The 15,703-nt window shown below is 45.3% G+C and carries 8 protein-coding genes; all 8 read left to right on the forward strand.

Annotation, left to right across the window (positions count from 1 at the left end; all coding sequences use genetic code 11):
• Positions 1 to 399: Na+/H+ antiporter NhaC family protein (locus ABY802_RS08370; protein WP_372626591.1), on the forward strand; the 399-nt coding region annotated here is incomplete at its 5' end.
• Positions 400 to 475: 76 nt separating this feature from the next.
• On the forward strand, positions 476 to 3,058 hold the full coding sequence (gene pepN / locus ABY802_RS08375; protein WP_372626592.1) for an aminopeptidase N: 2,583 nt from the start codon (positions 476 to 478) through the stop codon (positions 3,056 to 3,058).
• Positions 3,055 to 3,279, forward strand: a complete 225-nt coding sequence (locus ABY802_RS08380) for a DUF2835 family protein (protein ID WP_372626593.1) — start codon at positions 3,055 to 3,057, stop codon at positions 3,277 to 3,279. The genes pepN and ABY802_RS08380 overlap by 4 nt, the downstream gene beginning before the upstream one ends.
• Before the next feature lie 319 nt (positions 3,280 to 3,598).
• Positions 3,599 to 5,755, forward strand: a complete 2,157-nt coding sequence (locus ABY802_RS08385) for a DUF1302 domain-containing protein (RefSeq protein ID WP_372626594.1) — start codon at positions 3,599 to 3,601, stop codon at positions 5,753 to 5,755.
• A gap of 16 nt (positions 5,756 to 5,771) precedes the next feature.
• Complete coding sequence (locus ABY802_RS08390) at positions 5,772 to 7,133, forward strand: DUF1329 domain-containing protein (RefSeq protein ID WP_372626595.1); 1,362 nt, start codon at positions 5,772 to 5,774, stop codon at positions 7,131 to 7,133.
• Between the two features lie 178 nt (positions 7,134 to 7,311).
• Positions 7,312 to 8,298, forward strand: coding sequence for a WD40/YVTN/BNR-like repeat-containing protein (locus ABY802_RS08395; RefSeq protein ID WP_372626596.1), 987 nt, complete (start codon positions 7,312 to 7,314; stop codon positions 8,296 to 8,298).
• 1 nt (position 8,299) lies between these two features.
• Entirely contained in the window at positions 8,300 to 10,618 is a 2,319-nt protein-coding gene (locus ABY802_RS08400; protein ID WP_372626597.1) for an RND family transporter, read from the forward strand.
• Positions 10,619 to 10,851: 233 nt separating this feature from the next.
• Positions 10,852 to 15,678, forward strand: coding sequence for an NAD-glutamate dehydrogenase (locus tag ABY802_RS08405; protein ID WP_372626598.1), 4,827 nt, complete (start codon positions 10,852 to 10,854; stop codon positions 15,676 to 15,678).
• Positions 15,679 to 15,703 lie beyond the last annotated feature (25 nt).

Consider the following 15,703-nt stretch of genomic DNA (forward strand, 5'->3'; position numbering starts at 1 on the left):
CAGTCCATTCTCTATTTTGCCAGCAGCACAGGCTCGCTGATCAGCAGTACTATTGCGACATGCTTCGTTACCAACTTACTTACCGCTGACCAGTATATGTCGATTGTCATGCCTGGACGTATGTTTAAAGAAGAGTATAAACGTCGCGGTCTGGCTCCGGTAAATCTGTCACGTTCATTGGAAGACGGTGGTACGATAACCAGTCCGTTAATACCATGGAACACCTGTGGTGCCTATATGCATAGTGTATTGGGTGTCAGCCCGTTGGATTATGCATTCTATGCCTTCTTTAACTTAATTAATCCTCTATTGTCTATAGTTTATGCTTACCTGGGTATAAAAGTGCTGCGATTGTCGCCACCGGAGTCGATGCAACCGGCAGAATCGTTAAAAAACTAGCACAATCTGAAGCCTGAACATTTTCAGGCTTTTTTAACTCTGAACCAGAGTGTCTTATCGGTCTCAAGGAGAAAATATGAGTAGTAATTCAGCCCGAAACAGCCGTCGTCTGGCCGATTATCGACAACCCGATTTTCTGATCCCTGAAATTGAACTTACCTTTGAACTAGTTCCTGAGGCAACCCGGGTAACGGCGCTGATGAAAATTACCCAGCAGCGCGCTGGTGCTCCGCTAGTGTTAGATGGTCAGCAGCTCAGCCTGAAATATATCGCGCTTGATAACGTTGAACTTAGCCCGGAGCGCTATCAGCTTACTGATGATCATCTTATTATCTCAAGCGTGCCTAAAACGTTTACACTGCAGTTGGTGACTGAGATATCTCCGGCCGAAAATACGGCACTGGAGGGTTTATATCTGGCCAACAATGTATTCTGTACCCAATGTGAGGCTGAGGGGTTTCGCAGGATCATGTTTTATCCCGACCGACCTGACGTATTATCGGTCTATACCACCCATATTATTGCTGATCAAAAGCAGTATCCTTATCTGCTTGCTAATGGCAATAACATCGCAACAGAGCAACGTGCTGATGGTAAAACCCGGGTTAGCTGGCATGATCCTTTTGCTAAGCCCTGTTACTTATTTGCCTTAGTTGCCGGGAATTTCGATTGTCTGTCGGACCATTTTACGACCGCTAGCGGTCGGCAGGTAAGTCTGCAACTTTTTGTAGAACCTGGCCAGCAGACAAAAGGGTACTTTGCGATGGCGGCGCTTAAACGGGCGATGCGCTGGGACGAAACTCGCTACAATCTGGAATACGATCTGGATGTGTATATGGTTGTTGCCGTTGATTTTTTTAATATGGGCGCAATGGAAAATAAAGGTCTGAATATTTTCAACAGTAAGTACGTATTGGCCGATGACAGCACCGCTACCGATAAAGATTACTTTAATATTGAATCAATAATCGGCCACGAGTATTTTCATAACTGGACCGGTAACCGGGTAACTTGCCGCGATTGGTTTCAGCTTAGCCTTAAAGAGGGGTTAACGGTATTCAGGGATCAGGAGTTCAGCGCAGATATGGGCTCTGCTACTGTCAATCGGATTGATGCGGTTAAGCTGATCCGTACTGCACAGTTTGCCGAGGATGCTGGGCCGATGGCACACCCCATCAGGCCAGAGCAAGTACTTGAAATGAACAACTTTTATACCGTCACGGTATATGATAAAGGTGCTGAAGTTATCCGGATGCTGCAAACCCTGCTTGGTCAGCCAGGGTTTAACAAGGGTCTGGCGTTTTATTTAGAGCGCCACGATGGCCAGGCGGTAACCTGCGATGATTTTGTTACAGCGATGCAAGACGCTAACAGCATAGATTTGACTCAGTTCAGGCTTTGGTATAGTCAGTCTGGTACGCCGGTTGTCACGCTAAACCAGCACTATGATAAGCAAACGTCAACTTTGCATCTTGAAGTAAAACAGCATCATTCGGCAAGTGCAGTACAAACAACTCAGCAAGCGTTGTTGATACCGCTGCAATTACAACTTTTAAGCCATGATGGCAGGGTAGATCAGCAACACCTTATTACCTTACGCCAGCACACAGAACATTTTAGCTTTAGCAATCTAGCCAGCGAACCGGTTGTGGTATGGGAAAATTTTTCTGCACCAGTTAAGTTGCAGCAAGATTATCAGTTATCCCAATTATTATTGATTGCTGAAAAGGCAAATAACGGTTTTGCGCGTTGGGATGCCATGCAGGTATTCTGGTCTGATTTTATCCGGAAAAACATAGCGCAACCCAAAACCCGGCTAGAATTACCCACTGAGTTAATGACAATACTTCGCCAGTGGTTGCAGCATCCATTGCCTGATCAGGCGCTTACTGCAGAGCTACTAACCTTACCTGATTTTGATACCCTTGCCGAACAATATCAGCATATTCCGGTATCTGGCATCATCAACAGCCTTAAGGCGATTAAACGGCAACTGGCGAACCAGCTTGCGGAAGATTGGCGTCGCTGTTACCACGCGTTAGAACCGGCACCGTACCATTACACAGAGCAGGCTGCAGGTGGCAGGGCGCTGCGAAATTGTTGTTTAAGTTACCTTGCACTGCTTAGTGATGGCTCTGAACTGCTCAATCAACATTATCAGAATTCAGACAATATGACCGATACGCTTGCTGCATTAGGGGCCGCGCAGTTTGCTGCGGTAGCGGGATTTAACGATATGGCAGAGCACTTTGCGCTGAAGTGGCAAAATAATGTACTGATTACAGATAAATACTTTTCGTTGCTTGCCAGTAATCCCACCGAGAAAGTGTTTGATAGTTTACAGCAATTAAGTCGCCATCCGCTTTTTAGCTGGAAAAACCCCAATCGGGTCAGAGCATTGTATGGTGCTTTTAGTTTGCGCAACCCCGAGCAATTTCATCGTGCAGACGGGCAGGGATATCGCTGTCTGGCAACAGTAGTCGCCAGAATGGACTCGATAAATCCGCAGGTGGCTGCACGCTTAATTACCCCGTTGCTTGCCTGGAAACGCTTTAATGATCAGCGTCGTGACCATATGTTGGCAGCACTTCAGCAGCTAGCAACACAGGAGACATTAAGTAATGATCTTTATGAGAAAATTACTAAAAGCTTGTTATGAAACGTCTATTTGTGTTTAGTGCTTTTCTGGAAAGGGAAAAATGCTTGCTCTATTATCAGGGCAGTGTGCGCTATGTGGTGGTGACCGCAGACAGTGGAGAGCGGATCCAGCTTGGTTTAAAGCATTTCCAGCCTTTTTTTTCAGAGTTGGGTCTGCGCGGTCGGTTCAGGCTGTCATTAACGCAAAGCGGGGCTTTTGAAAGGCTGGAAAAAATTAATTAGAGTTATTACTTTAAACATTAGATTAAAACGAAGACTTGCAGCTTCATCTGGTTTGACCTTTAATTTCATTAGCTTATGATGTGGTCTTAACATGCTTAAGACAATGATTAAACTGAAAGTGGGATTATCAGATCAGCCAGATGCTGCAATAAGTAAAAATTGAATAAAAATCAATAGAGATACGCGAGGAGAAGCCTTGCTAACACCCTAAAATGATGTAATTATTTCCGTGATGCAAGCTGAGCTCCGAGCAGTTGGTTCAGCATAATAATTAAAAAGACATAAAACATACCTGCAGGGACAGGGGGGAGATCACAAGATGAATAGAAGGCCTGATACTTTTTATAAAAGTCCGTTAGCCTTGGGGGTTGCGTCTGCATTACTGGCATTGTCCGTTGTGCCTGCTCAAGCAGCAACCTTTAAAGTTGGCAATTTCGATGTCGTATTCGACTCAACCTTTTCTTACGGTGGCAGTATCCGTACCGAAGAGCGTAATTGGAATACCATTTCTAAAGTAAACCATCCGCGCTTTGATTGGACAGGTTACGGTTATATCGTTGACGGTAGTGGCAACCCCAATTTCAACAGTGTTTACGCAAACTCTCAGATATGGGATCAACCGGGTTCCTACTCCAGTAATGGCGATGGCGGTAATCTGAATTTTGACCGTGGCGATATGTACAGCAGTTTGTTTAAAGGCTTACATGAGTTATCAATCAGTGGTGATAATATTGGTTTGTTCACCCGGTTTATGTATTTTTATGATTTTGCAGTCGCAGATCAGGACTTTGCTTATACCAACCCTTTAAGTGGTAATCGGGTTGATCCTTGCGCTGATAGCGGTGCCAGTGAGTTGGCATGTAAAGATTTGCGCCTGTTAGATGCCTACGTTTACGGTAATTTCAGTTTTAACGATGGCATGACCCCAGTGACAATTCGAGTGGGTAACCAGGTGTTAAGTTGGGGTGAAAGTACCCTTATTCAGCACGGTATTAACATTACCCCAATAGATGTCGGGATTGCCCGAGCGCCAGGTGCTGAATTAAAAGAAGCTTATATCCCGGTAGGCATGATTACCTTGTCTATTGGTTTAACCGAAAACCTGTCAACAGAACTTTTTTATCAATACGATTGGGAGCAAAGTTACTTACCAGTACCTGGTAGCTACTTCTCAACCAATGACTTTGCCGGTCGGGGTGGTTATGCCCAGAATGTGCAGTTAGGTTTTGCAGGCAACCCGGATATCGACATGGATTTTCTGGTTGACCAAATGAATACGTTGTCGATGTTTGCACCGCAATTGTTACAGGTTATTACTAACCCAAACAGTACTGCACAGCAGCGTGCTGATGCCGTAAACCTGGCAATTGCTTACCCTACCAAAGTAACGTTGCGCCCAGAAGGCAGTGCTGGTGAAGTGAAACCGAAAAATGGTGGGCAATACGGTATAAAATTTGAGTATTATGCACCTGAACTTAATGAAACCGAGTTTGCACTGTACTACATGAATTACCATAGCCGTGTACCTGTGATTTCAGGTATTGCATCTGATTTCAGAGTGGGTGCAGATCCTGAAAGTGGCGAATTGTTAGGGGTGCTTCAGTCGTTAAGTTTCCTGTCGCAAAACCAAGGTCAGATTACCAGTGACAATGTTGCTAACATGAATATGTTTTCACAGGCATTACTGGAATACCCGGAAGATATTAAGCTATATGGTTTTAGTTTTAATACAACGGTAGCCGGAACATCTATTGCAGGCGAAATAGCCTATCGCCAGGATGAGCCACTGCAGATTGATGATGTTGAGATTTTGTATGCGGGTATGCCAGAGCAACTAGCTAATGCAGGCCTGCGTCCTGATTTAGCAGGTATATCTCAGATCGGGCGTGTTTTTGGTGAGAAAGTAGGCCCGGGTGATTTTGCCCAAGGCTACATTCTGAGTGATACGTTGCAGGCGCAAGCTACCTTTACCCATTTATTTGGCCCTATGTTAGGTGCTGATAACTTTAGTATGTTAGCTGAAATTGGTGGTATCACCATTAATGATATGCCAGCATACGATGAGCTGCGTTTAAATGGTCCAGGCACGGATCGTAGCGGCGGCCCTCTGATTGGTGTTAACGGACCATCACAAGGCCTGCACACTGGTTTGTCTGACGGCCCGGAAACGAATCCATTTCCAACTAAATCTGCCTGGGGCTATCGTATTCTGGCGAAAGCAGACTATAACAACGTATTTGCCGGCGTTAATATGTCTCAGCGGTTGGTATTTTCACATGATGTCAACGGTATCACCCCTGATCCATTATTCATGTTTGTCGAAGACAGAAAATCAGCAGCTTATGCGGTTAGTTTTGATTACTTGAGTAAGTGGTCAGCTGAGGTTTCATATAATTTATTCTGGGGTGGTAAGGGTACAACTAACAACGTAGCCGACCGTGATTTTGTATCTTTTAATATTAAATACTCTATTTAAGGGACGAGAGCCGATTATGAAAAAACTCACCCTATTATCTTCAGCGATTGCTCTGATTGTCAGCTGCAACGTCCTGGCAAAGATAACACCAGAACAAGCTGCCAGGTTGGGAAATGATTTAACGCCGCTTGGTGCTGAAAAAGCCGCAAACGCTGATGGCTCCATTCCAGCATGGACCGGTGGTATTACAAGTGCGCCAGCAGGCTATAAAGCTGGTGATCATCATGTTAATCCATTTGCTTCAGATGAAGTTGTATTAACCATTGATAAGTCTAATGTTGCAGACCATCGGCAGTTTATCAGCCCTGGTATGATGCAGCTGTTTGATATTTATCCTGATACCTTTAAGATGAATGTCTATCCAACGCGTCGTAGTGCATCATTTCCTCAATATTTTTATGATGCTACCAAAAAAATCGCCACTGAAGCTGAGTTAGTTCAGGGTGGTAATGGCTTGGTTAACGCAGCAATAGGCATTCCATTTCCAATACCACAAAACGGTCTGGAAGCGGTATGGAACCACATTGTTCGTTATCGTGGTGTAGCTGCAAGCCGCAATGGTGGCCAGGCAGCGCCTACCTCTAATGGTGCCTACACGGTGATCGGTTTTGATGAGCAAATTATGTTTAAGTATTCTCATCCGGATGCCACGGCAGACGCGTTAGAAGCTGAAAATATTTTGTTCAGATTTAAGCAAAGTGTCACTTCGCCAGCACGTCTGGCAGGTACCGCGTTGTTAGTGCATGAGACGATGGATCAGGTGGCAACACCCCGTCAGGCATGGACGTATAATACCGGTCAACGTCGGGTTCGTCGTGCACCAAACGTCGCTTACGATGCACCAGGTACCGCATCAGATGGTTTACGAACCACCGATGACTTTGACATGTTTAATGGGTCACCTGACCGTTATAACTGGGAGCTGAAAGGCAAACAGGAAATGTACATCGCGTACAATGACTATAAATTACACAGTAAAGAAGCAAAATATGCTGATATTCTGATGGCCGGTCATATCAATCCTGATTATGTTCGTTGGGAAAAACACCGGGTTTGGGTCGTTGAAGCAACTCTGAAAGAAGGTACCCGGCATGTATACGGTAAGCGGGTATTCTATATTGACGAGGACAGCTGGCAAATTCATATCGCCGACTTGTACGATAATCGTGGTGACATGTATCGGGTAGCGGTTGCGCATGGCTTGAACTATTATGAAGTACCGACCCATTGGAGTACGCTGGAAGTTTATCATGATCTTAACTCCCGTCGTTATATCGCCATTGGTCTGGATAACGAAGACAGAATGTATGACTTTTCAGTTCAACTTTCTGACAATGACTTCACACCTGCAGCATTGCGCCGTGAAGGGACTCGTTAACCAACGTTAGTGGTTAAACGGCTGGCATTAGCTGGCCGTTTTTTTTAGCTTTAATTTTTGCCGCAACAGTGGTTCTGGCACAAGTTAGTTTATAAACCCATTTTAAAGAGTAATAACGCTGCCTATGTTTAAGAAACTTTTTTTGGCTTGCAGTTGCGTTTTGTTAAGCAGTACAGCATTGCAGACGCGGGCCGATGTCAACTCTGTCGAAGAAGCTAAGGCAGCATATCTGATGCCGCTTGCTGCACAATCGTTATTAACCGACGTGCAAAAGGTCAGTGACAATTTTTATGTGGCAGTGGGTGAACGTGGTCATATTTTATTAAGTAACGATGGTACACAATGGCGACAGGTGCCGGTGCCTACCCAAAGTATGCTAACCGCAGTTTTTTTTGTTGATGAACAACACGGTTGGGCGGTGGGGCATGATGCATTAATCCTGGCGACCAGCGATGGTGGTGCCAGTTGGCAGCTGCAACAATTTTTACCTGACGACGATAAGCCCCTGCTGGATGTTTACTTCCGCAATGCCCAACATGGTATGGCGGTAGGCGCTTATGGCTTATTTTTTGTGACTACTGACGGTGGCGAAAATTGGCAGCAGGAATTATTCGTCGAGCTCGCAGCTGAAGAAGACAAAGAATACTTGCTGGATTTGCAGCAAACTGATCCTGATGTTTATCGGCAGGAACTAAGTTCAATTTTGCCTCATTTTAATCGACTATATATCGATGGTAATACGTTATACATGGTTGGAGAAGCGGGCTTTATCGCAAAGAGTTTAGATTTTGGCGCCAGTTGGCAACGAATGGAGGAGTTTTATAATGGTTCCTTATTCGATTTGCATCGTACGCCACAAATGGGATTGTTAGCCGTCGGGTTGCGCGGTCACGTGTTTCGAAGCGATGACAACGGTCAGAATTGGCAACAAATAGAGATTAGCGACGCAGCGACATTAAACAGCGTATTTAGTGATGCAATGGGCAATGTTTATCTTACTGGCAATTCCGGTACATTATTGCAAAGCGAAGATGACGGTGTCAGCTTTACTGAACGTTCGCAGGACGACGGCAAAGCAATTTTAAATGGCGTGGCTCTGGATAACAGGATGTTACTGGTTACTGAGGTTGGCATTAAAGTATTAAATCTGGATAAGTCTGAATAATATGAGTGTAAATTCACTGGTTAATAAATTTGAATATGCGTTATTCCGGCACCGCTTATTGGTGCTTGTTGTTTTTCTGCTGGTAACTATCGGTTTACTGGTAAAAGCGACTGACATCAAGCTTGATGCAGCGTTTACCAAAAATATCCCGCTAAAGCACGAATATATGCAGACCTATCTGGAGCATGCTGAAGATTTCGGCGGTGCTAACAATATTCTTATTGCGGTTTGCGATGCCAGTGGTGACATTTTTAATCCAACCTTTTTTGAAACGTTTCGCCAGGTACATGATGACGTATTGTACACGCCCGGCGTAAACCGGGTATTGGTCAAGTCCTTGTTCAGTCCCAGCACGCGTTTTATCGAAGTTGTTGAAGACGGTTTTGCTGGTGGGCCAGTGATCCCTGCCGATTTTGTTGCCGATAAGCGTGGGCTTGCCAAGGTTAAATCTAACGTAGAAAAAGCGGGCATAGTTGGCCGTATGGTCGCGGATGACTATAGTTGCGCTATGATCACGGCCCAACTGCTTGAAGTCGACTCTGACACCGGAGAGGCGGTCGATACCCTCGAGTTTGCCGCTACGTTAGAGCAAAACATCAGAGCCAAGCATCAGAACGAACAAATTAGTGTCCATATTATTGGTTTCGCTAAAATGGTCGGTGATGTTGCTGAAGGTGCCAAGGGTGTGGTGTTGTTTTTCCTGGTAGCAATTGCCGTTACTGCACTGATGGTCTTTTTCTTCTCTAAATCAATCATGCTGACGGTGTTGCCGATTGCCTGCTCGCTGATAGCGGTAGTCTGGCAAATGGGTTTACTGACGATGCTGGGTTTTGGCATTGACCCAATGTCTATCCTGGTACCGTTTCTGGTGTTCGCTATCGGGGTCAGTCATGGTGTGCAAATGATTAACTCTACCGGCAAACGTGTTGCAGCGGGTATGGATGCGAAAACGGCGGCCGAGTCCAGTTTTCGAAAACTACTGGTACCAGGGGGCGTGGCCTTACTATCGGATACGGTGGGTTTCTTAACCTTATTAATCATCGAAATTGGAGTGATTCGTGAACTTGCTATTACCGCCAGCCTTGGTGTAGCGGTAATCATTCTGACCAACCTGATTTTACTTCCGGTGTTAATGTCTTTTGTTAAATTCAGCGCAGCTTACAAAGCAAGGGTTGCTTTACCTTCTGCTACGGCAGACAAATTCTGGTATGCATTATCAGCATTTGCGACTAAACGATTTGCTTATTCTATTATCGCGGTTACCGCTGTGTTGTTCGCTGTAGGATACTGGCAGAGTCAGCAGCTTAAGATTGGTGATTTGCATGAAGGGGCGCCGTCACTGCACGAAGACTCTCGTTATAACATCGATACAAAGCTTATTACCGATCGTTTTGCTATCTCTGTTGATTACATCAATATTATGGTTGAGACCATTCCCAGTGCCTGTACTGAGCACGATATTATGGATCGAATTGATCAATTTCAATGGTTGATGGAGAACGTACCGGGGGTGCAATCGGTAATATCGTTGTCATCGGTGTCGAAAAGTATTAACGCCGCGTACAACGAAGGCAATCAGAAATGGCGGGTATTACCACGAAATCCACAGTCTCTAGTGCAAGCGACTTCGCGGGTGGAAACCAGTACTGGGTTGCTGAATGCCGATTGTTCAGTCATGCCAGTGATGGTGTTTCTGGAAGATCATAAAGCAGAAACAATTGAACGGGTGGTGATAGCCGCGAAAAAGTACGGCGCAGAATTGGGCGATGAGCAGACCCGATTTATGTTGGCATCGGGTCCGGCGGGGGTAATGGCCGCTACTAACGAGGCTGTGTCGGCGGCACAGCAGCCCATGATGTGGTACGTTTACGGTGCTGTAATCATTTTATGTTTACTGAGTTTCCGGTCTTTGCGGGCCACTATTGCGGTGGTAGTGCCGCTATATGTCGTTTCAGTACTGGCGACGGCCCTTATGACTAAGTTGGAGATTGGTTTAACCGTATCCACCTTACCCGTTATTGCGCTGGGTGTTGGTATAGGTGTCGATTATGGTATTTATATCTTATCCAGCATGAGTCAGCTGTTACGCGACGGCATGCCACTGCGCCAGGCCTATTTTGAAGCGCTGAAAGAGCGGGGTAGTGCTGTATTATTTACGGGTATTACCTTAGCGGTTGGTGTCAGTACTTGGGTGTTCTCAGCATTGAAGTTCCAGGTTGATATGGGGATCCTGCTAACTTTCATGTTTGTTGTAAACATGTTAGGCGCCATTGTGGTATTGCCAGCTTTAGCTGCTGTGTTGTGGCGTAATAATCGATAACGGCAAAAATTATTTTTGCATGTTTAAACATGAAAATGGCCGAAAGGCCATTTTCTATTTAAGCGAACTGAATAAGTTGTCAAAAGCCTTAGAAACCACTGGTTTAACCAGCATAAAAGCCAGAAATAGTGCTTCAAAAGCGCTACAATAGTCACTACACTGCGCAGCAGACAAGACCTTGTATGTTAGCTAGAACCAGCTGTTAAAGCTGTGCTCTGAAAAAGGATACAATAATGGCACTGATAGACGGTCATCCCTCTGTACTACTACAAAATGTAAGCAAACTGATAACTCAAAAAGTAAAAGATCAGCCTAAGCTGGTGGAGAAGTTTGCTTATACCCTCTATGGCAACATGTCGAACGAAGATTTAGTGGGTCGCAACGACAGTGATCTGTATGGCGCGGCATTAAGCTTATGGCAAACCTTTAACCAACATGCTGAATCTGAAGCACGGATCCGGGTATACAATCCTGAGATATCCCGCCACGGCTGGGAGTCTAAGCATACTATCGTGGAAATTGTCGTACAGGATATGCCATTTCTGGTTGACTCAGTGCGGATGGCATTAAGCCGCCACAATATTGCTGCTCATTTGTTACTGCATTATCCATTACAGACGCAGCGCGACAAAGCGGGTCATATTACCGATTTTTTCAAGTTAGGCAGTAACCATAGTTCCAGCACCCAGCAAACGGTATTTCATATCGAAATCGATCGGATATCAGATGATGCAACGATCCAGGCATTGAAGAGTGAATTGCATTCGGTAATGGAAGATGTTTCTCTGTCAGTACAAGACTGGCAGCCGACCCGGCAGAAGTTGCTGGACGTAATCAAAACCTTTGCAAAAAACAGTGGTAAAGCTGCCGCTGACGAAATCAAAGAAACCACTGATTTCCTTAATTGGCTGGTAAAAGATAACTTTACCTTGCTTGGTTATCGCGAATACAAAATGACGCCGGTAAAAGGTGATTATAAAATCACCGGAATTGATGCCAGCTCGTTGGGGCTGATGCGCCGCTCTGAATCCCGCGACCTGATGTTGTCTGAATTACCGGATACCGGTCGCAAGCAGGCGTTAAGTCCGACGGTGTTGGTACTGACTAAAACCAATAATAAATCCCGGGTTCACCGACCTGCTTACATCGATTATGTTGGGGTTAAACAGTTCGATAAAGATGGTAAGGTGGTAGGCGAGCATCGTTTTATTGGCTTGTACTCGTCATCGTTATATAACAATAGCGCTGCTGATATTCCACTACTTAAAAGTAAGCTGGCCCGCGTAATGGCCATGTCTGAGTTTGCTACCGGTACCCATGCTTATAAAGCGCTGCTGAATATTCTGGAAACCTATCCACGGGATGAGTTGATCCAGGCGAGTGCCGACGAATTGCTTTATGTTGCGATGGGCGTGTTACAAATGCAAGAACGCGACATGACCCGCTTGTTTATGCGCAAAGATGCATTTGGTCGTTTTGTTACGGCGATGGTTTATGTGCCGCGCGAGCGCTATAACACGCAGCTAAGAAAAGAAACTCAGGCCATTTTACAACGGGCGCTGGGCACCGACGAGCCGGTAGAATTTACTACCTATTTTTCAGAATCTGTATTGGCCCGCACTCATTATCTGGTGCGGATCACGGATAGCCATGTCGAGTATAAAGTGAAAGATATTGAACGCAATCTGGTCGAAGCGGCCCGGACCTGGGAAGACAAATTAGAAACGGCATTAACCGGTGTTTATGGTGAAGCCCGTGGTCGGGAACTGGGACGTAAATATGTTAATAGTTTCCCAAGAGCTTATAAAGAAGAAATGCTGCCAAGTGACGCATTGGTAGATATTGGCAAACTGGAAGCATTAAACGACGATAATAAGTTAGAGATGTTGTTTTATCGTCCACAGGAAGAAAGTAAAGAGAGTAAAGCGGTCCGGCTGAACCTGTTTCATAAAGATCACCCGATTCATTTATCTGATGTCTTACCAATGCTGGAAAACTTTGGCTTACGGGTTATTGGTGAAACACCTTATGCAGTGAAATCCCCCGATGGCTCTGTTAGCTGGATTTTAAACTTTTCGATGCAGCTCAATGGTGAAGTACCACTGGACTTTGCTGAAGCGCAGCAAAGCTTTCAATTGTCTTTTGCTAAAGTATGGGCAGGGCAGCTGGAAGATGACGGTTTTAACCGGCTGATTTTAGGGGCAGGGCTTAGCGGACGACAAGCGTCTATTATCCGTGCTTTTGCTAAGTATAAGCGGCAGATTGGTGGTACTTTCAGTCAAAATTATGTTGAAAGTACGTTTACCCGTTATCCAGAATTGGCTGGTTTACTGGTGCAGCTGTTTGATAAAAAGTTTTCACCTTCCTCTAAAGCGACAGCAAAGTCGATTGAAAAGTTAGAAGAACAAATTAATACGCAGTTAGAAGGGGTTGCTAATCTGGATGATGATCGGATTATCCGCCGTTTTGTGTACATGATTAATGCGACCTTACGCACTAATTACTACCAGCCTGCTGCTGACGGTACAGATAAACCTTATATTTCTTTTAAAATTAAACCCGATTTAATTCCTGACATTCCGTTACCGTTGCCGATGTATGAGATTTTTGTTTATTCACCGCGGGTTGAAGGGGTGCATCTACGATTTGGTAAAGTGGCGCGTGGCGGCTTACGTTGGTCTGATCGTCGGGAAGATTTCCGGACTGAAGTTCTCGGCCTGGTAAAAGCGCAACAAGTTAAGAATACCGTGATCGTTCCATCTGGTGCCAAAGGTGGTTTTGTATGTAAAAAGCTGCCAGAGACCGGTGGTCGTGATGCATTTATTGCAGAGGGTAAAGCGTGTTACCGGATCTTTATCCGGGCGCTGCTTGATATTACCGATAATATTGTCAAGGGCAGTATAGTGCCACCTGCACAGGTTACCCGTTTAGATGAAGATGATCCGTATCTGGTAGTTGCTGCGGACAAAGGCACAGCAACGTTTTCTGATATATCAAACGGTATTTCAGAAGAATATGGTTTTTGGTTGGGTGATGCATTTGCTTCAGGCGGTTCTAATGGTTATGACCATAAGAAAATGGGTATTACCGCCCGTGGCGGCTGGGAAGCAGTAAAGCGGCATTTCCGTGAAATGGGTATTGATTGTCAGACCACAGACTTTAGCTGTGTCGGTATTGGCGATATGGCCGGTGACGTGTTTGGTAACGGCATGCTGTTGTCGAAACATATTCGTCTGCAGGTGGCATTTAACCATATGCACATTTTTATTGACCCGACTCCGGATCCTGCCAGCAGCTACGTTGAGCGTGAGCGCTTGTTTAATCTGCCAACGTCTACTTGGGACGACTATGACAAGTCACTGATTTCTGAAGGTGGCGGTATTTTCGCACGCAGCGCTAAATCTATAAAGTTGTCAGCGCAAATGAAAGAAATGCTGGGTACCACTAAAGCCAGCATGACACCAAATGAACTGATCCGCGAATGTCTGATGATGCCAGTAGACCTGATTTGGAACGGCGGCATCGGCACCTACATTAAAGCGACCACAGAAAGTCATGCCGAGGTAGGTGATCGTGGCTCTGAACCTTTACGGATAAATGGTAGAGAGTTAAAAGCAAAAATATTCGGCGAGGGCGGCAACCTTGGCGCTACACAGCGCGGTCGCATTGAATTTGCCGCTAACGGTGGGCGGATTAACACTGACTTTGTTGATAACGTCGGTGGCGTAACCTGCTCAGATAATGAAGTTAATATTAAAATATTATTAAACGCGCTGGTGCAAAGCGGCGATTTAACGCTGAAGCAGCGTAATAAATTACTGAATGAAATGACGGACGATGTAGCGGCCTTAGTCTTAAAAGAATGCTACCGCCAAAATCAGAGCATTACTTTGTCGTCGTTACTAGGTTCAGAACAGATTAAAGAGTACACCCGCTTTATTCATGCGTTGGAAAAAGATGGTAAGTTAAACCGCGAGCTGGAGTTTTTGCCTAACGATGATGAACTGGCAGAGCGGATGGTAAAAGGGATTGGTCTGACCCGGCCTGAGCTTGCGATACTAACTGCTTACGGCAAGATGGTGTTAAAAGAGCGCTTGGTATTACCTGAAATCTATGAGAATAGTTACTTTAAACGGCAATTGTTTACGGCGTTCCCTGAGGTATTGCAAACGCAGTACGCCAAAGAGATGGAGAACCATCCGTTAAAAGCAGAAATTATCGCCACTAAATTAGCCAATATGTTGGTTAATGAAATGGGCCCTAATTTTGCACAGAGAATGCTAGAGGAAACCGGAGCCACCATAGGTGAAGTTGCAATGTGCTATGCCATTGCCCGTGACTTATTCGATCTATCTAAATTCTGGAAGCAGCTTGAGCTATTGGATAATGAAATTTCGGCATCATTACAAAACCGGTTGTTGTTCCAGCTACGACGCACGATGCGCCGGGCAACCCGCTGGTTTATCCGCCATCGCAATAAAACGATGGATATCCAGCAAACGGTTGATTTCTTTAAACCAGCTTATCAGGCGATATCAAATGACCTGGCTAATTATCTTGCAGAGGCGGAACTTGCTCAGCTGCGTGCCAACGAGCAAGATTTGATAACGAAAGATATCCCGGCTGACATAGCGCGTTATTTAACCCAATTAAGCACGGTATTCTCGGTGATGGATATTGCTCAGGTCAGTGATAATCAGGGAACTTCTCTGGCGCTGGTGTCGGAGATTTACTTTAAACTTGGCGACAAGCTGGATTTACATTGGTTCCTGGAGCAAATTACCCAGCAACCGGTGGCAAATCACTGGCAAGCGCTGGCACGGGCATCTTACCGCGAAGAACTGGACTGGCAACAGCGTTCTTTGACGGCAGTAGTCGTTCGCAACTGTGGTAAATCATGTTCGGCAGATGATGTTATAGCTACCTGGCTGACCCAACATCACATTTTGGTTGAACGCTGGCGCTTAATGCTGGCCGAGTTTAAAACAACTAAGAGCCATGAGTTTGCCAAATTCTCAGTAGCCATGCGTGAACTGATGTTGTTAAGCCAATCAGTTTGATGCTGAAATAAGCTGCAACAATGGT

Origin of the sequence: Arsukibacterium sp. (assembly GCF_041616895.1) — a bacterium.
Taxonomy (GTDB): Bacteria; Pseudomonadota; Gammaproteobacteria; order Enterobacterales; family Alteromonadaceae; genus Alishewanella.